Raw genomic sequence first — 19356 nt, forward strand, 5'->3', positions numbered from 1 at the left:
AGGCGGTGCGGCAACTGCCGAATTTGCTGCAGGCATCATTATCACCCTTGGCGGGCGCGCTAGCGAAAAACCTGGCGGCGGTCGCCCCCGGGGACCTCAAGCGCTCCTTTTTCTGTAACAGCGGTGCCGAGGCGGTAGAGGGGGCGGTGAAGTTGGCCCGCATTGCCACCGGCCGGACCAAGCTGATTTACACGGAAAATTCCTTCCACGGGAAGACGATAGGGGCGCTATCGGTTACCGGCCGGCACAAGTACCAGGAGCCCTTCCGGCCTTTAGTTGCCGCCTGCCAGGCAATCCCCTACAACGACCTCGCGGCGCTGGAGGAGGCACTTCATCCGAAGGACGCGGCGGCTTTTATCGTCGAGCCGATCCAGGGCGAGGGCGGGATCAACGTCCCGGCGCCGGGCTACCTGAAGGAGGCGAAGCGCCTCTGTGCTAAGCACGGCACGCTTTTCATCGCGGACGAGATCCAGACGGGCCTTGGTCGCACGGGGCGGATGTTCGCGTGCGAACACGAAGGGGTGGAGCCAGATGTGCTCTGTCTGGCGAAGTCACTCGGCGGTGGGGTGATGCCCATCGGCGCCTACATCGCTACGGATGCCGCCTGGAAGAGGGCCTACGGCTCGCTCGACCGGGCGCTTTTGCACACCTCCACCTTCGGCGGCAACGCCTGGGCCTGCGCTGCGGCCATCGCGGCGCTCGCGGTGATCATCGAAGAAGATCTGCCGCGTCAGGCCGCCGAAAAAGGGGATTACCTGCTCCGGAAGCTCGGGGAACTCAAGGCGACTTCACCCCTTATAAGCGATGTGCGCGGTAGGGGGCTTTTGATCGGGGTTGAATTCGCGGAAAAGAAAAAAGGGCTTGCCCACAAGCTCGCCTTCGGCCTGTTGGATAAGCTTTCGGAGGAGTATCTCGGGAGCCTCGTCGCCGGTGAGCTTTTGAACCGCCACCGGGTGCTCACAGCTTATACCCTGAATAATCCCAACGTTATCCGGCTCGAGCCGCCTCTCGGCGTGGGCTTTGCGGAAATCGACTACGTTCTCGGTGCGCTAACCGAAATTTTAGAGCGTAACCGGAGTTTTTTAGGCCTTGCGGTTTCCGGCCTGAAAAGCACCCTGCGCATTCGGGGGAAGGCGGCGGAAAAACATTAGGTATCGCTGGTCCAACGCCATCTGTGCGGGCGGTAAAGAGGCTGCCACTTTGGGGACAGCCCCTTAAATTTTGCCTCCGAGGCTCAAGTTTACCACGGGGGAAACCGATATTACTGAAAAGTGAAAATCTTTTTGGGGGGATGTGGGTTGCTGAGCCGCTTTATCCGGGTCCGGTCACAAATTCTCGCCCTGATGATGCTCGTTTTAACCTTATTAACCTTAGTGGCGCTCTTCCTGGTAATCTACGAGTTTATCACCGCGCGGCATCTGCTCCGTCAGGAAGAGCAGAACCGGTACGCATCGCTCAAGGTTATGGTTGAGAATAAGTTGGCGGACGTCCTTACTGGGACCCGGGTGGGCGTTTTGAGCGTCGCGCGTAACCCCGCGATCCAGACGGCCTTCGCCCTCAGGGACCGGGAGAAGCTTCTGGCTCTCAGCCGGCCGATTTACGAGCAGATCAAGAAGGAAGGGATTGAGCAGTTTCAATACCATCTGCCGCCGGCCACCTCTTTCCTGCGGCTCCACCTCCCGCAGAAATACGGCGACGACCTCTCTTCTTTCCGCCGCACGGTGGTGCGGGCCAACGAAACGCGGCAGATCGTAGAAGGGCTCGAGGAAGGGGTGGCAGGGGTTTCCTTCCGGGTGGTGGTGCCGGTCTTTGAGGGACAGAAACATATCGGGAGCGTGGAGTATGGTTTTGACCTCGGCGACCGCATCGTAAGCGGGCTAGCGGAGAAGGTTGGCGGCTTCTGGTACGTTTACCGGGCGCCGAAGGACGGTTCGCCGGGCACTCTTTTGGCTGCGGCGGGGCCCAAAGATGACTATCCGGTGCCTGAAGCTTCCGTAGCGGAGGCGCTAGCGGCGAACAAGATGGTGGTAGGCTACCCGCAGGGTGGCCGGTACGCAGCGCTGATCATCCCCCTGCGCGACTACGCCGGCCAACCGGTCGCTTATATTAAAGGTGTTTTCGATAGGCAGGAAATTATCGCCAAGACGAACGGCATGCTGGCGAAGAGCCTCATCCTCCTGGTGTTGATTGTAGCGGCCGGGACGGCGGTCATCTACTTTCTGCTCCGCAAGGACCTCCTGCGCCCCATCGGCGTGCTGGAAAAAGCAATCCAGGCGGCTGGTACAGGCGACTTTACGATTCAGCCGGAAAAGGATTACCAGGGAGAGATGGGGCAGCTTATCACCAGCTTTTACCAGATGGTAGGGGATATTAGGGCTGCTTTGGGTACCGTGAAAGCCAATACGGATGCCTTAGGCGAAGTGTCGGACCAGCTTTCCGAAAGCACGCGGCAGGTATCCGAAGGCGTTTCGGAAACGACGGCCAACATTTCGGAAATTGCCAACACGGTGGCGCAGGTTTCCCAGAATATGCAGGCCCTGTCGGTTAAGGCCGAGGAGACCAATAGGTTGGCGACCGAAGGGCAGCGGAAAATGGACCTCATTGAGGAGAAGATCGGGGCCGCTGCCGCTTCGGCTGTCCGGGTCGGTGCGGCAATAGAGGGATTTAACGCGAGTGCCGTAGAGATCTCGCGCATTGTTGAGCTGATCGACCAGATCGCCGAGCAGACCAATCTTTTAGCCCTCAACGCGGCTATCGAGGCGGCCAGGGCCGGGGAGCACGGGCGCGGCTTCGCGGTGGTGGCGGAGGAGGTCCGCCGGCTCGCCGAACGGTCGAGCAAATCAACCAAGGAGATTAACCAGCTGATCGCCCGGGTACAGCAAGAAGCGCAGGCGGCCGTCGGCGCGATGGCGGAGGGTGAGAAGGCCATGGCCGCGAGCGTAGAAGCGGTGGCGGACGGGAGGGCCTCGTTCAACGGGATTCTCGAGCGGATCAACAGCATGGCGGCTAGCGTGCAGCAGGTGGCCGCGGCAACCGAAGAGCTTTCCGCCGGGGTGCAGAATATCGTCGCCACCGCCGAAGAGCAAACGGCCACCCTCGAAGAGATTACCGCCGTTACCAACACGATGGCGGAAGCAGCAAAAGCCCTGCGGGCTGCGGTAGAGAAGTTCAAGGTCTAAGCAGCGTACCGGTAGCGGGAAAACGGTAGCAACGGGTGGGGCAGCGGCTCCACCCGTAACTTTTTCTGCGGCGGTTTAACGCACTTTGCCCCGGGCCAGCGAGGCGAGGATGCCGCCGGCGCAGAGCACCGCGAAAATCAGGAAGGCGCTCTTCACCGCGGCAAGGAAAGGTGCGTGGTAGGCAGGGGTTATCTGCACCTTGCCGATATACAGGGCGAAGACGAGCATGGTGATGCCCATACTGAACATCTGCCCGGTAAGACGCATGGTACCAAGGGTTCCCGACGCTACGCCGTAATACCGTTTTTCCACCGCGCTCATAACGGCGTTCGTATTGGGGGAGGAGAAAAGGGCAAAGCCGAGGCCGAGCAGGATGAGCACCGCAATGATAGCCCAGAAAGGGGTTGTGATGCTAAGGAAGGTGAGAAATAGAAGCCCGCAGGTGGTCAAGGCCATACCTAAAGAGGCGACAATGCGGGGCTCCGTGCGGTCGGAGAGGCGGCCGGCGAAAGGTGAGCAGAGGGCCATAATCGCCGGTTGCCAGACGAGGGTAACTCCTGCATCTTGAGCGGTAAGCCCTTTCAGATACTGCAGGTAGAGGCTCAGCAAAAAGCCGACGGCAAAAGTGGCGCTATAGTTTATAAGCGCGGCCAGGTTCGAAAAAGTGAAGACGATGTTTTTACGGAAGAGGGCCATATTTAAAAGCGGGCTTTGCGCCCTGAGCTCCCACTTTACGAAGAAAATGAGGCCAACTACCCCGGCGGCGATGAAGAGCCCACCGGTTAAAGAGGGAAGCGCGGAGAAACCGTACATTAAAGCCGGAAGGGATAGGGCGTAGATAAACGCTCCCGGGAGGTCAAACTTCTCGTCTTTAGCTTCGGCCCATTCTCCCTGTAGTTTCCATACGGCCAAAAGCACTGCCCCTGCACTCAGCAGAGTCACGGCGAGAAAAATACTCCGCCACCCGAACTGGTGAACTAAGATGCCGCCCAAGACTGGCCCGAGGGAGAGGCCCGTATAAACGGCGGCCACGTTGATACCGAGGGCCTTTCCTCTTTCCCGGGGCGGGTAGACAGAAGTGAGGATCGCCACGCCAGTACCGAAAATCATCGCCGCGCCCACACCCTGCAGGAAGCGCGCCGCAAGGAGGGCAGGGGTGGAGCCGGCGAGCGCGGAAAGAAGCGAAAAGAGCGCAAAAAAGGTGATACCAGCGAGGAAAATCTTTTTTCTACCGTAAATGTCCGCGATCCGGCCGAAGGGAACCAGAAACATCGCCGAAGAAAGGAGAAAGGAGGCGGAAATCCAGCCTAAAAGGAGCGCGTTCATCGCGAACTCGCGCTGGATGGCGGGAAGAGCGATGTTAATCGCGGCACCCGTAAAGGGCGTTAGAAAAGAGCTTACTGCGACGACGACCGAGGCTACCTGCTTACTCGTCTCATTCTTCTGGGAGAGGTGCGGCATTGTCCCTTCTTTTCGCGACGGTACTGCAGGAAAACCGCATCTTACTTCCGAAAAATTTTCGCTGCTTTAGCTTGATTTCCTCTTTTCAGTTTAAGACCCGCAATTTTTGTGGTTCTCCTATAAGGTATGCCGGGCTTACGGAATTTTCCCTCCGGATGATCGTCGTGACGGGCGGATTTTGTCGAAATTTTTTCTGTAAAAAGAAAGAAGGAGTTTTTAGGGGTCTGGCGAATATGTGGTGCTAAGTGGTTAAAAGTGGGGGACAGTCCCTCAGATGTTCATCGGGGAATACCTGCATACGGTCGACGCCAAAGGGCGCCTCTTCATCCCGGCCCGTTTTCGGGAGGGGTTGGGGGAGCGTTTTGTGGTAACCCGGGGACTCGACCGGTGCCTTTTTGGTTTCCCGCTCGCTGAATGGGGCAAATTAGAGGAGAGACTGCGCCGCTTGCCTTTCGCCCGGGCGGATGTCCGCGCCTTCAGCCGGCTTTTTTTTGCGGGTGCCGCTGAGCTTGAGGTGGATAAACAGGGGCGCATTCTCATACCCGCAACCTTGCGGGATTACGCGGGCCTTGCTCGAGACGTAGTTATTCTGGGGGTTTCCTCAAGGATTGAGTTCTGGGCAAAGGAAGAATGGGAGCGTTACAGCGCCCAGACCCAGGCGGCCTACGAGGAGATCGCGGAGAAGTTAGTCGACTTTGATTTTCCGGCCGGGGATTGACTAAGGGGTATTGACGGATGGAGTTTCGGCACCAGCCGGTAATGGTAAAAGAAGTTGTGGCGTTCTTAAACGTGAAGCCTAGCGGGGTGTACGTCGATTGTACGGTCGGCGGGGGAGGCCACGCAGCGGCGATCCTGGAGCTTTTAGGCCCGCAGGGCCGGCTGATAGGGCTTGACCGGGATCCGGAGGCCCTGGCGGCGGCGCGGCTGCGCCTCGGAGGCGATCCGCGCGTGCAGCTTTTTCGGGCCGATTTTTGCAAACTCGCCACGGTGCTCGCGGAACTAGAGGTGAGCCAGGTTGACGGGATACTTTACGACCTTGGCGTTTCCTCCTACCAGTTCGATAATCCGGCGCGGGGTTTTACTTACTGGGAGGATGTGCCGCTCGATATGCGGATGGACCCAGAAGGGCCCGTAACAGCCACCGACCTGGTTAACAACTTGAGTGCGCGTGAACTCGCTAAAATAATTGCCGAATACGGCGAGGAGCGGTGGGCCTCCCGCATCGCGGACTTTATCGTAGCGGAGAGAGCGCGCCGACCGCTTAAGACGACGGGCCAGTTAGTGGAAGTAATCAAGAAGGCGGTGCCGGCAAGGGCGCGCCGGACGGGCCCCCACCCGGCACGCCGGACTTTTCAGGCGCTACGGATCGCGGTGAACCAGGAACTCGAGGCGTTGCGGGCCTCGCTGGAGCAGGCTCTCGGGTTGCTGCGGCCCGGCGGTCGCCTGGTGGTTCTGAGTTACCATTCGCTTGAGGACCGGATAGTGAAGGAGTTCATCAAAGAGGCAGAAGCGGGGTGTAGCTGCCCGTCTGGAGCGCCCGTGTGCGTGTGTGGCAAGAAGCCGGCGCTCCGGCGGCTTACGCGGAAACCACGCACGCCGGCGGGGGAAGAATTGGGACGCAATCCCCGCTCACGAAGTGCCAGACTACGGGCAGCAGAAAAATTGCCGACGAACGGTGTAGAATCTGCCGGGTAGTTTCCGGTGGCTGGCCGCCCGGGAGCGAAACAGGCACGAATAGCCGCCGGTGTTGGCAGTTGGTCGTTTCCGGGAGGATAACGCAGGATGGTCGTTTAACCAGCCGGAGAAAGGGGGATTTTCCGGGTGATTCTCGCGCGGGAACAGGTGGCGCGCCCGCTGCCGCAGCAACCGCAGCCGTTGCGGCGGCCTAGAAAAGCGGTTCGGGCGGAGCGGCTGAAGCTCAGCGGCATGGTTTTGTTAGCCTTCTTTTGCGGAGCGATAGTGGTCTTTTGTCAGGCCCGCATGGCCTATCTTGGTTATCGCCTGCAGGAGTTTCAAAAGGAGCTGGCTATGACGCAAATGGAAAACGAGGCGCTCGCCGGGACCGTCGACCGCCTTATGGCACCTGACGAAATCGAAAGGATGGCGGTACAAAAGCTCGGAATGGTCCCCCCAGCACCCGGGACGCAGCTCACGGTCTCGCTTCCGGCACGGCAGCCGGCTGCACCGGAAGCGAAACCAACAGTGCGGGAGAAGATAGGGAAGGGAACGCGCCCGGACGGGTTGCTTACGGCGCCTTTAGGGCTCCTTACGGACAGGTGGGGCGGTTCTGCCCGTTAGCGGATTCTCGTAAATATATACTTGCCAGAAAAGTTCGCGACCGGCAGGGGAGATTGAATGAGCAATCTGGTGCTGCGCAAGCGGTTGGCTGGTCTTTTTGTCCTGGCCGCTTTTCTTTTTTTTCTGCTTGTCTGCCGGCTCTTCTGGCTTCAGTTGGTGCGCGGCAGTCAGCTCGAGCGGGGCGCATGGGAGAACAGGGTCCGGGAAATTACGGTGGAGGCGAAGCGGGGGGATATCTGCGACCGTAACGGTAAGGTGCTGGTTACGAGCGTGAGCTGTGATTCTGTCGCGGCTATGCCGGCGCAGGTGGTAGATCCTGCGGGTACCGCGGCTAAATTGGCGCCGCTTCTTAAGATGGATCAAGAAACCCTCTACCGGCTGCTCACAAAAAAGCAGGCCTTTGTCTGGCTTAAGCGGAAGGTTGACTTCGAGACGGCACGGCAGGTGCGGGGACTCAAACTTCGGGGAATTGAGCTGATCGAGGAAAGTCGCCGCCAGTATAACTGCGGGGCCCTGGCTGCGCACATTCTCGGTTTTGTCGGGGTGGATAACCAGGGGCTCACCGGAGTGGAGAAAACGGCCGAGAAGTTCCTTCTCAGTGTGCCAGGGAAGATAGTGATCGAACAGGATGCCGCCGGGCGGAATATCCCGGCTGCGCTCCACCAGCTTTATCCGCCCGTTCCGGGAAACCGTCTTCTGCTGACGATTGACGAGACGATCCAGTATTTTGTGGAGCGGGAATTAGATAAGATCGTCGATACCTATCACCCGGCGGCCGCCTCGATAATCGTTATGGACCCAAAAACGGGCGAGATTTTGGCTTTGGGTAACCGGCCCACCTTTGATCCGGCCCGCTGGCGAGACGCACCCCAATCGGTCTGGGATCGTAACCCGGCGATCTGGCGGCTCTACGAGCCCGGTTCTACCTTTAAGATTGTGACGGCGGCGGCGGCGCTCTCCGAGGGTGTGGTTAACCCGGAAAGCCGCTTTTACTGCCCGGGTTTTGTGGAGGTTGCGGGCAGGCGGATCCGGTGCTGGAAAGAAGGTGGCCACGGTAGTGAGTCGTTTGCGGAGGTGGTCCAGAACTCCTGCAACCCGGGCTTCGTTCAGGTAGGGCTGAGCCTAGGGAAAGAAAAGTTCTATAGGTATATCCGGGCTTTCGGCTTCGGCCGACCGACCGGGATCGACCTTCCCGGAGAGGCTAAAGGCATCCTTATCCCGGAAAGTAAGGCGACGAACCTCAACATCGCTACCATGTCTATCGGTCAGTCGATTGCCGTAACGCCCATCCAACTCGTCACTGCGGTGGCGGCAGTGGCCAACGGTGGCGAGTTGCTTACCCCGCGGGTCATCCGGGCGGTAGTTTCCCCCGACGGGAAAACGGTGCGGGCCTTTAAGCCGGAGCACCGCCGGCGGGTCATATCAAGGCAAAAGGCGCAGGAACTGGCGCGGCTTCTGGAAAACGTGGTCCTGAAAGGTACGGGGGTTAATGCCCATCTCGACGGTTACCGGGCGGCAGGAAAAACGGGAACCGCTCAGGTTGTTGGGCCAAACGGTGGCTATGTTCCAGGTAAGTATGTCTCTTCGTTTGTCGGTTTTGCCCCGGTTGATAATCCTCGTCTGGTAACGCTGGTAGTCGTCTGGGAACCGCAGGGAGGGGTCTATTTCGGCAGCCTGGTGGCGGCTCCTGCCTTTAAGGCGGTGATGCAGGATGCCCTGCGCTACCTGGGCGTACCCCAGCAAGCCGGTCTTGAAAAACCGGAGAAACCGCGGTATTTGATAGAGGAAGAGCCCAAGCCGGTGGAGGTTCCCGAGGTCGTCGGCTTGCCGGTCCACGAAGCGATCGAGCGTCTGAGGGCCGCGGGGCTCAGGTTCACCGTCCGCGGTCAGGGGAACGTGGTGCGGGCGCAGGTTCCGCAGGGCGGCGCAACGGTGCTGATGGGAACGAAGGTTATCTTGGGGCTCAAGGCGGCGCCGGAGGGTGCTTCAGAAATCGCGGTACCCGACCTCACGGGCCTTACAATTAAAGACGCGGCCGTCTTGCTGGAAAAGATGGGCCTGGTGCTCGTTCCGGAAGGAAGCGGCGTGGCGGTGCAGCAAGCGCCAGCTCCCGGCACCAAAGTCAGACGCGGTAGCTCGGTGCGGGTGACTTTCGCTTCCCCCGAAGCGGAAGAAGGCCAGCCGACCGTCCTCCACCCCTGAGCAGGGTTTCGCTTGCGGGGTAGCAGTTGGGCAAGGGAAGCGTTGAGCTTTTTGAGGACGGTTTTGGCTTTTTTAGGATAGAATAGAGCTAGTAATAATATTTTGGGGCTGATTAACAGACCAATCCTGCGGCAGCGGGGTGTAATCATTTGGAAACGGAAAACCTGAAAGAAGCGCTTGCCCGGATCTTTGCGCTTGCGCCTGCGGGGCTGGCCTACGACTCCAGACAGGTTCAGCCCGGCTACGTTTTTTTCGCCATCAAAGGTTTCCGGCAGGACGGACACGACTTTGTTGGCGATGCCGTCCGGCGGGGTGCGGTGGGCGTGGTGGTGGAAAAGGAGGTTGCGGTGCCGTCCGGCGTATTTGCGGTCCGCGTTCCGGATGCGCGGCGGGCGCTCGTGCTGGCGGCGGCGACCTTTTACGGTCATCCTGACCGGCAGCTGCGGCTGGTAGGGGTTACGGGGACAAATGGGAAGACCACCACCACCCACCTTATCCGGGCGATTTACGAAGCTCAAGGGGAAAAGACAGGGCTGATCGGCACCCTCTGGACGATGATTGGGGACGCGGTGCTTCCTGCCGAGCGGACGACGCCGGAGTCTCTCGATCTGCAGGCCCTGCTCCGGCGGATGGTGGATGAAGGGGTAAAAACGGTGGTGATGGAGGTTTCTTCCCACGCCCTGGCGCTGGAGCGGGTGACGGGGCTGGAGTACGATATAGCGGTTTTCACGAACCTCACGCAGGACCACCTCGATTTTCACCGGGATATGGAGGATTACTACGCCGCCAAGGCGCGCCTCTTCCTGGAGCTGAAGCAGCCAGGGGTAAAGGGGCGGCGAAAGCGGGCCGTGATTAACATTGACGACCCGTACGGCCAGCGGCTAACCGTGGTAAGCGGGGGTGAGGTAACCACCTACGGTGTGGAGCGAGCGGCCGCCTTCCGGGCCCGGGAAATCAAGCTCGGGCGCGACGGGACCACCTTCACGGTTGAGTGGGGCGGGGGGGTGGCGCCGGTGCGGTTGCAGCTCGTGGGAAGGTTTAATGTTTACAACGCGCTGGCGGCCTTTGCGGTCGGGGTGACGGAGGGTTACCCCGTGGCCCGGGTGGTCGAGGCCCTGGAGGGCGTGCCGGCGGTGCCCGGGCGCTTTGAGCGGGTCGATGTCGGGCAGGATTTTGCGGTGGTGGTCGATTACGCCCATACGCCCGACGGCCTGGAGAACGTCCTCCGGGCCGCGCGCACGCAGACCTGCGGCCGGGTGATCGTGGTTTTTGGGTGTGGCGGTGACCGGGATCCGGGTAAGCGACCGGTAATGGGGGAGATAGCCGCCAAGCTTGCCGATTTCACGGTGATCACTTCGGATAACCCCCGCAGTGAGGACCCGCAGCGCATCATTACGGCGATCGAGGCGGGTTTCCGGCGGTTTGGCGCCCCGGGCAGTTACGCCGTGGAAGCGGACCGGCGCGCGGCCATTGCGCTCGCGTTCCGGCAGGCGCAAGCGGGCGACATTGTGGTGCTGGCTGGGAAGGGGCACGAGGATTACCAGATTATCGGGGATAAAAAGTTGCCCTTCGACGACCGGAAAGTGGCGGCGGAAATTTTAAGGGAAATGATTGGGAAGCAAGATAGAGAATGATCCCGGTAACGGTTGCGGAGTTAGTGGCAGCGTCTGGTGCCTCCCTGCTGCAGGGGGAACCGAACCGGCGGGTGGAAGCGATCACCACCGACAGCCGGCAGGTCCCTGCCGGCGCCATCTTTTTCGCGCTTAAAGGGGAGCGTTACGACGGGCATGATTTTGTCCCCGATGCGGTGGCGAAAGGGGCGGCAGGGGTGGTGGTAAGCCGCCCGGTGGCGGCCCTGCCCGGCGAAACGGCGGTACTTTTGGTCCCTAACGTGCTGGCAGCCCTCGGGGCGGTTGCCCACTATGTGCGCCGGAAGACAGGCGTTTTGGTGGTCGGGGTGACCGGCAGCACCGGGAAGACGAGCACCAAAGACATTCTATCGGCGGTCCTCGGTGCGCGGTACCGGGTTTGCGCCACGCAGGGGAACCTGAACAACGAAATCGGGGTGCCGCTCACGCTGCTATCTCTTTCGCCCGGCGACGAAGTGGCGGTAGTCGAAATGGCGATGCGCGGGGCGGGGGAGATTGCCGCGCTGGCCCGGATTGCCGCTCCCGACGCCGCGGTGATTACGAATATCGGGGAAACCCACCTCGAGCGGCTCGGGAGCGTGGCTGCGATTGCGGCTGCGAAAGGGGAAATCCTGGACTACGTCCCTGCGACAGGGTTTGCGGTGCTTCACGCCGAGAGCCCTTACATTTTTGAACAGGCAAAGCGCTGCCGCGGGCGGGTTATCTTTTTCGGGACGAGCGAGGCGGCGACGGTGCGCCTGACCGATTACGTGCCTGTAGACGGGGGTGGTCGCTTTACCGTGGCCACTGGCGGGGTGGTAACGGGGTACTTTATTCCCTTACCCGGCTACCATAACGCCCTTAACGCGGTTGCGGCCGTAGGGGTGGCGCGGGAGCTTGGGCTCGGGCCGGAAGAGATTCAGCGGGGTCTGGAGCGGGTAAGGCTCACCGGGATGCGGCTGGAAATAAGGGAGTGCGGTACGCTGCTGGTGATAAACGACGCCTACAACGCCAATCCTGCTTCGATGCGGGCAGCGCTCGGGATGCTGGGAGAAGTGGGGAGAAGGAGGCGCCGCGTGGCGGTGCTCGGCGATATGCTGGAACTCGGCAGCCGGGCGGCGGCGGCCCACCGGGAAATTGGTGCAGCTGCGGCGGCGGTTGCGGACGTAGTGGTGGCCGTTGGGGAACTGGCCCAAGGGATCGCGGGGGGAGCCGTGGCCGCTGGGCTTTCACCGCGGCAGGTGGTAACCTGCCCCGACGCCAGGGCGGCGGTGGCCGTTTTGAAAGAACTTTTGCGGGGCAACGAGGCGGTTCTGGTAAAAGCATCACGGGGGATGCGCCTCGAGAGAGTGGTCGAGGCTCTCTGCACGGGAGGTGAGGTGGCCCAGTGAACCCGGTAGCAAGGGCCTTTCTTCTTTCGTTTGCCGTAACGGTTGGCGCCGGACTGGTCCTCATCCCTGTGCTCAAGCAACTAAAGGTGGGACAGCGGGTTCGCTACGACGGGCCGGCCCGCCATCTTTCTAAGGCGGGAACGCCGACAATGGGCGGCCTGCTCTTTCTTTTGGGTATTACCGTAGCGGTCCTGTGGTTTGCGCGGGGAAACGCGGAAGCGCTCACCTTTTTCTTCGTAACGTTAACTTACGGTTTAACGGGATTCCTCGACGATTTTTTAAAGGTGGTTAAGAAGCGCTCGCTCGGGCTCCGGGCGCGCGAAAAACTATTAGCCCAGGTGATTGTGGCGTTAGGGCTAGCGGTAGGCGCGGTTTTTTTCCTGGGGCGAGGCACGGACCTGGCCGTTCCTTTTTCCGGTTTTTTCCGTGACGGCGGGGTGCACTTCGATTGGGGCTTCGGCTTTTTCGCCTTTTTTACCGTTCTGGTCCTGACCGGCACGGCGAACGCCGTCAATCTTACCGACGGGCTTGACGGGCTGGCGGCGGGATTAGTGGCGATAGCCGCCGGGATCTACCTTCTCTTTGCGCTGGTGATGGACAAAATGGGGTTGGCGGTGGGCCTCGCCGCGGTGGCGGGCGGCTGTCTCGGTTTTCTGATTTATAACCGCCACCCGGCCCGCATCTTCATGGGCGATACCGGTAGCCTGGCGCTCGGCGGTGCCCTCGGCGCAGCAGCAGTCCTGAGCAGAAGGGAACTCTTTCTTCTCGTGGTGGGAGCCGTTTTTGCTGCCGAGGCCCTTTCGGTCATCCTGCAGGTGATATCTTACCAGCTTACGGGAAGGCGCATCTTTCGGATGAGCCCGCTCCACCACCATTTTGAATTAGGCGGGTGGTCGGAGAACCGGGTGGTCGTGAGCTTCTGGCTAGCGGGCCTGGTGGCCGGCTTGCTTGGTCTGGCGGGCATCTACCGCCTGGGATAGGCGAAACAGGGAATGTTAGCCCGTGAGGGATTAGGCGGCTAGTAAGGAGGTCTACTTTGGACTTAAAGAATAAAAAGGTACTGGTTATTGGGGCCGGAAAGAGCGGCCTTGCGGCAGCCCGTTTTTTGCGGGAAAAAGGAGCAGTGGTGACGCTGGCCGACATCAAGCCGGCGGCCGAACAGGAAGCGGCAGCTGCGGGGGCAGGGGTGACGACCTTCTTCGGCGGTTACCCCCCGGCGGCGGGGCACGATCTTTTGGTGGTGAGCCCTGGCGTACCTTTAACGGTGGCTCCGGTGGTCGAGGCGAGGCAGGCGGGGATCGAGGTGATTGGCGAACTCGAACTGGCTTACCGCTTCGCGCGGGCGCCGATCGTGGCGATCACCGGTACAAACGGTAAAACCACGACCACTGCGCTTACCGGTGAAATCTTCCGGAGAGCCGGACGCCGGACGCTGGTGGCTGGGAATATCGGCTTGCCGCTGGTGGCGGCCGTAACGGATTACGGACCGGGGGACATCATTGTGGCCGAAGTTTCGAGTTTTCAACTTGAAACAATCCAATCCTTCCGGCCCCGGGTAGCGGTTATTATCAACATCACCCCCGACCATCTCGACCGGCACGGGTCGATAGAGGCGTATGCGGCGGCGAAAGCGCGCATTTTCAGCAACCAGAAGCAGGATGACGTGACGGTGCTCAACTTTGACGACCCTCTGGTGGCCGCGCTGGCCGGGCAGAGTCCTGCCGGGGTATTATTCTTCAGTCGCCGACATAACTTGAAGGCGGGGGCGTTTGTCCGGGAAGAAAAGATCGTTCTAAGTAGGGACGGCGCGGTGGTCCCGGTCTGCGGGGTGGATGAAATCGCTCTCCCCGGCGCGCATAACTTAGAAAACGCGCTGGCAGCAGCCGCGGCGGCCTGGTCGTTAGGGGTGCCGGCTTCCGTCATTGCGGCGACGCTGCGGGAGTTCAAAGGGGTGGCGCACCGGCTCGAGTTTGTGGCGGAGATTAACGGGGTCCGCTACGTTAACGACTCTAAGGGAACTAATCCCGATGCCGCCATCAAGGCCCTCGAGGCTTACCGGGAACCAATCGTCTTGATCGCGGGGGGGCGGAACAAAGGGAGCGACTTCGGGGCGTTCGCTAAAAAAATCAAGGAAAAAGTGCGGGTGCTCGTGGTCGTGGGCGAAAGCGCGGAAGCGATCGCGGCGGCGGCCCGTGCGGCCGGCGTGACGGGAATCCGCCACGCCCGGGATTTTCGCGAGGCGGTCTATTTGGCGCGGGATGCAGCCCGGCCGGGGGACGTGGTTCTCCTTTCGCCCGCCTGTGCGAGCTGGGATATGTTCCGGAATTATGAAGAGCGGGGCGAGCTTTTTAAGAGGCTGGTTAGGGAAATAGCTGGTTTGTAAGAGGGGAGAAAGATGCGGTCCTGGGGCAGGGCAAGAAGACCACCCGATTTCCTCCTTTTTCTCACGGTGCTGGGCCTCCTATCGGTCGGCCTGGTCATGGTTTTCAGCGCCAGCGAGTATGCTGCTCTGGTTCGTTTTAACGATACCTTCTACTTTTTCAAACGCCAGCTGCTTTATGCCCTTTTGGGACTTGGGGCGATGTTTTATTTTCTTAACTATGATTACCACAACTTCAGAAGGTTTGCGGGTTTATTGCTAACACTTTCCTTCTTTCTTCTCCTCCTGGTTCTTTTACCAGGTATTGGGCATTCTTCCCACGGTGCCCAGCGGTGGCTCAAATTCGGCCCGCTAACCCTTCAGCCCTCCGAGGTCATCAAGTTCGGTATTGTAGTCTTCACCGCTTACGGCCTCAGCAGGATGCCGGGAGGAATAAGGCGCGCCCGCGAAATCCTCCCCTATCTCGGTATCACTTGTGTGGCTGCGCTTTTGATTCTGTTGCAGCCCGATTTAGGAACAGCGATGGCGCTTGCCGGGACCGTTTTCGTGATGCTTTTTTGCGCCGGTGCGCCACTTTCTGCCCTCGGCGTGACCGGTCTGGGTGGTGTGGCGGCGGCGCTAGCGGCAATTTATGTAGAGCCTTACCGGTGGCGCCGGTTGCTGGCTTTTCTCGACCCCTGGAAAGACCCTCGGGGAAGCGGTTTCCATATCATTCAGTCGCTTTACGCGATCGGTTCCGGCGGACTTTTCGGGGTTGGGCTCGGCCAGGGAAAGCAGAAGTTTCTCTACCTCCCCGAGCAACACACCGATTTCATCTTCGCCGTAATCGGTGAGGAATTAGGCTTCATCGGTGGGGCACTTGTAATTTTTTTGTTTGTTATTTTTATCTGGCGGGGCTTGCGGATTGCGCTCTACGCGCCGGATGCCTTTGGCAGTCTCTTTGCGGCCGGGATTACGGCAGGAATCGGTTTGCAGGCCCTAATTAACATCGGGGTTGTGACGGGCAGTATGCCGATAACGGGTATCCCACTGCCGCTCATCAGTTACGGCGGAACCTCCTTGGTTTTTACCCTCGCCGCTATAGGCGTACTTCTTAATATTTCCCGGCATACGGTCAGGTGAAGTAATGGGCACTTTGCGGTTTATCGTTGCGGGTGGTGGAACGGGAGGGCATATTTATCCAGCCCTCGCGATTGCCCGAGGTTTAAAACGAGCTTTTCCAGGCTGCGAGGTTCTCTATGTGGGTACAACCCGGGGGCTCGAAGCGGATATTGTTCCCAAGGCGGGATTTCCCTTCCGTACAGTCACTGCGGCGGGCCTTAAGCGGCGCTTTACCCTTCAAAACCTCTGGTCACTGGCGCTTACCCTGAAAGGTACAGGGGAAGCGGTTCGGCTGGTGCGGGAGGTGCGGCCTACGGTTGTTGTGGGGACAGGCGGTTACGTATCGGGGCCGGTTCTCCTGGCGGCCTATCTCTGCCGCGTGCCCTTCTTGATCCACGAGCAGAATGCCTTTCCCGGCCTTACTAACCGCCTTTTTGCGCGGGTTGCCGCCTGCGTAGCGCTTACCTTTCCGGAAGCCAAGCGTTTCCTACCGCGTGGCGCCAGGACTAAGGTAACCGGCCTACCGGTGCGGGAGGAGATCCGAAACGCGGACCGAGAGGGAGCACGGGCCCGCCTTAACGTTGGTGAGGAGACCGTCCTCCTTTCTTTCGGCGGGAGCCGGGGGGCGGAGCGTCTCAACCGGGCGATAGCGGCGCTTATCCCTGCGTTCGGCGGGAGACCCGGCGTAAGGCTCTTTCACGCTACGGGGACGGCGGGGTATGATAAGTTCCGGGAATGGTTACGTATTAAAGGAATAAACCTTTCAGCCTGGGGAAACATAACGGTTGTTCCCTATTTCTACCAGATAGCGGATTATCTCGCCGCGGCAGACCTGGTCATCTGTCGCGCGGGGGCGGCGACCATTGCGGAGCTCACCTGCCTGGGGCGGCCGGCGATCCTTATTCCGTATCCGTACGCGACCGCTAACCACCAGGAGTTTAACGCCCGGGCGCTAGCGGCGCAGGGCGCAGCGGTGGTCATCCAGGATGCCGCGCTCACTCCGGAACGGTTAGCGGGAGAAGTGGAGCGGCTGCTGGCTACCCCAGCGAGGCTCCGGGAGATGGCAGCGCGCAGTGCCAGTTTAGGGAAGCCCGATGCTCTGGAAGATATTATTGCCTGTATCAGGGAAATCGGGCGCTTGTAGGCAGTAGCCCGGGAGGTGGCGACCTTTTTACCGGTTATAGGGGGCAAGTTCGGTAGCAGTTTACCCGGTGGTCGCATAATATACCGTGGAGCGGCGGTCAGGAGGGAGTAGCGCGAAAATATGGGGAAAATACCGCACAACGTGCACTTTATCGGTATCGGTGGCGTAGGCATGAGCGGCCTGGCTGCCCTACTCCTTTTGTGCGGACACCGGGTTACGGGTTCCGATCTTAAGGCTTCGGCGCTGACCGAAAAGATCCAGGCCCAAGGAGCTATGGTTTATAAGGAGCACAAGGCCGAAAATGTGGGTACTGCGGAGCTGGTAGTAGTTTCTTCGGCCATCAGGCCGGAGAATCCCGAACTGCTTGCGGCGCGTGAACGAGGGATTCCAGTTATGCGTCGTGGTGAGTTGCTATCGGCGGTGCTGCAGGGCTACCGGGGTATCGCAGTGGCCGGCGCGCACGGAAAAACTACGACGACGGCCATGGTCGGTGCGGTACTCATGGCGGGGGGGCTTGACCCCACCATTTTAGTGGGCGGTAACTGGCCGGCAATTGGCGGTAATTTCCGTATGGGTAGTGGTTCCTACTTCGTAACTGAGGCCGACGAGAGCGATGCTTCTTTCCTGCTCCTCTCCCCGGAGGTCGCGGTGGTGACGAATATCGAGAATGACCACCTCGATTATTACGGTTCAGTGGAAAACCTGATCCGGGCCTTCCGGGAGTTCCTGGGGCGGGTCGCGCCTGGCGGCATGGCGGTGGTCTGTTGGGATGACCCGAACCTCTGTGCTTTTGCGCGCGAGGCACCGAAACCTGTGGTTAGCTATGGCGTGGGCGAAGGGGCTGACTGGCGGGTAGCGGAAGTGAGTCTTAGGGGCCCCGTTTCGGAGGCCACCCTCTACTTTCGGGGGGAGCGGATAGGGCGGTTACGGCTCAACATTCCCGGAATGCATAACCTGCTCAATGCAGCGTGCGCCGTGGCCGTGGGACACCACCTGGGCGTTCCGTTCGCCGTGGCGGCCGAGGCGCTGGAAGGCTTTCGCAGCGTGGGGCGGCGGTTCGAATTGCTCGGGAAGGTGCGCGGCGTCACGGTAATCGACGATTACGCCCACCACCCTACCGAGATTGCGGCTACCATTAAGATGGCCCGGCAGCTTGCTCCGAAGCGCGTAGTGGCCGTTTTTCAGCCCCACCGTTACACCCGTACGGCGCTCCTTTATCCGGAGTTCGGGCGGGCTTTTAGCGAGGCCGACCTGGTGGTAGTCGACGAAATCTATAGCGCCGGCGAGAAGCCAATTCCCGGGGTGAGCGCCGAGCTAATCAGGGAAGCGATCAGGCAGCACGACCGGCGGGAGGTGCTCCGGCTACCTAATACCGACGGTGCTGCTTACGTTAAGGAGTTGGTCCAACCGGGGGATATCGTTTTAACCCTCGGCGCAGGCGACATTTATAAGGTGGGCCAGGCGCTTGTAGCGCTGCTGGAGGCTGATGACGCATGAACCGCCTAGCGGAAGAGCTTGCGGCCAGAATCGTGGGCCGAGTTCTACCCAATGAGCCTTTAAAGGAGCACACCACTTGGCGCATCGGCGGGCCTGCGGATCTCTTGGTAGAGCCGGCTTCACGTGACGATTTAAAGACTATCTTGTACTTTATCCGGGAAAAAGGGTTACCTTTTACCGTTATCGGTAACGGTTCAAATCTCTTGGTAAGCGATACCGGATTTCGGGGGGTGGTAATCAAGATCGGTGAGCGCATGGGAGCCATCAGCATTGCTGACCAGCGGCTTACTGCTGGCGCCGGCGCTAAACTCGGCCGGGTGGCGGCAGTGGCCCAGGAAGCGGGGCTCGGCGGGCTAGAATTCACCATCGGGATCCCGGCCACGATTGGTGGGGCGGTGACAATGAACGCGGGAGCTAATGGCTCTATGATCGGCGATCTGGTCGAGACGGTCACTGTAGTTGATTACGCAGGGCAGGAAAAGGTTTGCGACCGGGCGGAGCTCGCTTTCGGATACCGCTACAGCCGGCTACAGGAGCTCAAGGCAATCGTCGTGGAAGTAGTTCTCCGCCTGATACCCGACGACCCGGCGGCGATCAGGCGGCGCAGTCAGGAGTATTTGCAGAAACGACGCTCCACCCAGCCGCTCGAGTACCCGAGTGCGGGAAGCGTCTTCAAAAACCCTCCTGGCGATGCGGCCGGGCACCTGATCGAGCTTGCGGGGGCTAAAGGATTGCGGGTCGGCGACGCGATGGTTTCGGAGAAGCACGCGAACTTCATTATTAACTTGGGGGCGGCGAAAGCTAGTGACGTGCTGTCACTAATTGAACAGGTTCGCGGCATGGTGCAGGCGAAGTTCGGTATAACTTTGGAGCTCGAGGTGAAAATGCTGGGCGACAGCGGGGCGGGGTGACCGAATGCGCTTCGTCATCAAGGGGCCAAACCGCTTATACGGAACGATTGAAACCAGTGGTGCTAAAAACGCTGTTCTGCCTATCCTGGCTGGGACACTCCTGTGTGACGGGCAGAGCGTCATTGAAGGGGTGTCCCGACTTAAAGATGTCGACGTGATGTGTG

Annotated in this window: 15 protein-coding genes and 1 pseudogene; 15 read left to right on the forward strand and 1 reads right to left on the reverse strand. The window is 60.1% G+C overall.

The annotated features are described in order from the left end of the window. Both ACUVTA_RS03145 and ACUVTA_RS03150 read left to right on the forward strand, forming a co-directional pair. Window positions 1–1151, forward strand: a 1151-nt coding sequence (locus ACUVTA_RS03145) for an aspartate aminotransferase family protein (RefSeq protein ID WP_445951529.1), incomplete at its 5' end; no start/stop codon positions are given. 147 nt (window positions 1152–1298) lie between these two features. Beyond that, window positions 1299–3179, forward strand: a complete 1881-nt coding sequence (locus ACUVTA_RS03150) for a methyl-accepting chemotaxis protein (RefSeq protein WP_445951530.1) — start codon at window positions 1299–1301, stop codon at window positions 3177–3179. Window positions 3180–3254: 75 nt separating this feature from the next. On the opposite strand, the gene ACUVTA_RS03155 is transcribed toward ACUVTA_RS03150, so the two are convergent. Then, complete coding sequence (locus tag ACUVTA_RS03155) at window positions 3255–4640, reverse strand: MFS transporter (protein WP_445951531.1); 1386 nt, start codon at window positions 4638–4640, stop codon at window positions 3255–3257. Between the two features lie 274 nt (window positions 4641–4914). On the opposite strand from ACUVTA_RS03155, the gene mraZ reads away from it, so the two are divergent. The 13 genes and pseudogenes from mraZ to ACUVTA_RS03220 form a co-directional block, all read left to right on the forward strand. Further along, the gene (gene mraZ, locus ACUVTA_RS03160) at window positions 4915–5358 is read left to right on the forward strand and encodes a division/cell wall cluster transcriptional repressor MraZ (RefSeq protein ID WP_445951532.1); all 444 of its coding nucleotides are present in this window, start codon (window positions 4915–4917) and stop codon (window positions 5356–5358) included. A 17-nt stretch (window positions 5359–5375) separates the two neighbouring features. Next, a complete protein-coding gene (rsmH, locus tag ACUVTA_RS03165; protein ID WP_445951533.1) occupies window positions 5376–6335 on the forward strand; it encodes a 16S rRNA (cytosine(1402)-N(4))-methyltransferase RsmH in 960 nt (319 codons plus the stop codon). A gap of 126 nt (window positions 6336–6461) precedes the next feature. Further along, on the forward strand, window positions 6462–6938 hold the full coding sequence (locus tag ACUVTA_RS03170) for a hypothetical protein (protein WP_445951534.1): 477 nt from the start codon (window positions 6462–6464) through the stop codon (window positions 6936–6938). 57 nt (window positions 6939–6995) lie between these two features. Continuing rightward, complete coding sequence (locus tag ACUVTA_RS03175) at window positions 6996–9140, forward strand: stage V sporulation protein D (RefSeq protein WP_445951535.1); 2145 nt, start codon at window positions 6996–6998, stop codon at window positions 9138–9140. A gap of 149 nt (window positions 9141–9289) precedes the next feature. Then, the gene (locus ACUVTA_RS03180; RefSeq protein ID WP_445951536.1) at window positions 9290–10774 is read left to right on the forward strand and encodes a UDP-N-acetylmuramoyl-L-alanyl-D-glutamate--2,6-diaminopimelate ligase; all 1485 of its coding nucleotides are present in this window, start codon (window positions 9290–9292) and stop codon (window positions 10772–10774) included. Next, on the forward strand, window positions 10771–12159 hold the full coding sequence (locus ACUVTA_RS03185) for a UDP-N-acetylmuramoyl-tripeptide--D-alanyl-D-alanine ligase (RefSeq protein WP_445951537.1): 1389 nt from the start codon (window positions 10771–10773) through the stop codon (window positions 12157–12159). Before ACUVTA_RS03180 ends, ACUVTA_RS03185 begins: the two co-directional genes overlap by 4 nt. Beyond that, window positions 12156–13139, forward strand: coding sequence for a phospho-N-acetylmuramoyl-pentapeptide-transferase (gene mraY, locus ACUVTA_RS03190; protein ID WP_445951538.1), 984 nt, complete (start codon window positions 12156–12158; stop codon window positions 13137–13139). The genes ACUVTA_RS03185 and mraY overlap by 4 nt, the downstream gene beginning before the upstream one ends. 56 nt (window positions 13140–13195) lie before the next feature. Beyond that, window positions 13196–14542: a UDP-N-acetylmuramoyl-L-alanine--D-glutamate ligase gene (gene murD / locus ACUVTA_RS03195; RefSeq protein ID WP_445951539.1), complete on the forward strand. Its 1347-nt coding sequence runs from the start codon at window positions 13196–13198 to the stop codon at window positions 14540–14542. A 12-nt stretch (window positions 14543–14554) separates the two neighbouring features. Continuing rightward, window positions 14555–15661 (forward strand): stage V sporulation protein E, encoded by a 1107-nt coding sequence (gene spoVE / locus ACUVTA_RS03200; RefSeq protein ID WP_445951540.1) that lies wholly within the window; start codon window positions 14555–14557, stop codon window positions 15659–15661. 4 nt (window positions 15662–15665) lie between these two features. Continuing rightward, on the forward strand, window positions 15666–16784 hold the full coding sequence (gene murG, locus ACUVTA_RS03205) for an undecaprenyldiphospho-muramoylpentapeptide beta-N-acetylglucosaminyltransferase (RefSeq protein WP_445951541.1): 1119 nt from the start codon (window positions 15666–15668) through the stop codon (window positions 16782–16784). 120 nt (window positions 16785–16904) lie between these two features. Next, window positions 16905–18281: a UDP-N-acetylmuramate--L-alanine ligase gene (gene murC, locus ACUVTA_RS03210; RefSeq protein ID WP_445951542.1), complete on the forward strand. Its 1377-nt coding sequence runs from the start codon at window positions 16905–16907 to the stop codon at window positions 18279–18281. After that, a complete protein-coding gene (gene murB, locus ACUVTA_RS03215; RefSeq protein WP_445951543.1) occupies window positions 18278–19192 on the forward strand; it encodes a UDP-N-acetylmuramate dehydrogenase in 915 nt (304 codons plus the stop codon). Before murC ends, murB begins: the two co-directional genes overlap by 4 nt. 4 nt (window positions 19193–19196) lie before the next feature. After that, a pseudogene (locus ACUVTA_RS03220) lies at window positions 19197–19356 on the forward strand (UDP-N-acetylglucosamine 1-carboxyvinyltransferase); the annotation flags it as partial.

It is taken from the genome of Thermodesulfitimonas sp. (assembly GCF_052743955.1).

Bases quoted from the DNA above. Each gene is read 5' to 3' on its own strand.
- ACUVTA_RS03155 (WP_445951531.1), bottom strand. From the start codon at position 4,640: ATGCCGCACCTCTCCCAGAAGAATGAGACGAGTAAGCAGGTAGCCTCG.
- mraZ (WP_445951532.1), top strand. From the start codon at position 4,915: ATGTTCATCGGGGAATACCTGCATACGGTCGACGCCAAAGGGCGCCTC.
- rsmH (WP_445951533.1), top strand. From the start codon at position 5,376: ATGGAGTTTCGGCACCAGCCGGTAATGGTAAAAGAAGTTGTGGCGTTC.
- ACUVTA_RS03175 (WP_445951535.1), top strand. From the start codon at position 6,996: ATGAGCAATCTGGTGCTGCGCAAGCGGTTGGCTGGTCTTTTTGTCCTG.
- ACUVTA_RS03185 (WP_445951537.1), top strand. From the start codon at position 10,771: ATGATCCCGGTAACGGTTGCGGAGTTAGTGGCAGCGTCTGGTGCCTCC.
- spoVE (WP_445951540.1), top strand. From the start codon at position 14,555: ATGCGGTCCTGGGGCAGGGCAAGAAGACCACCCGATTTCCTCCTTTTT.
- murG (WP_445951541.1), top strand. From the start codon at position 15,666: ATGGGCACTTTGCGGTTTATCGTTGCGGGTGGTGGAACGGGAGGGCAT.
- murC (WP_445951542.1), top strand. From the start codon at position 16,905: ATGGGGAAAATACCGCACAACGTGCACTTTATCGGTATCGGTGGCGTA.
- murB (WP_445951543.1), top strand. From the start codon at position 18,278: ATGAACCGCCTAGCGGAAGAGCTTGCGGCCAGAATCGTGGGCCGAGTT.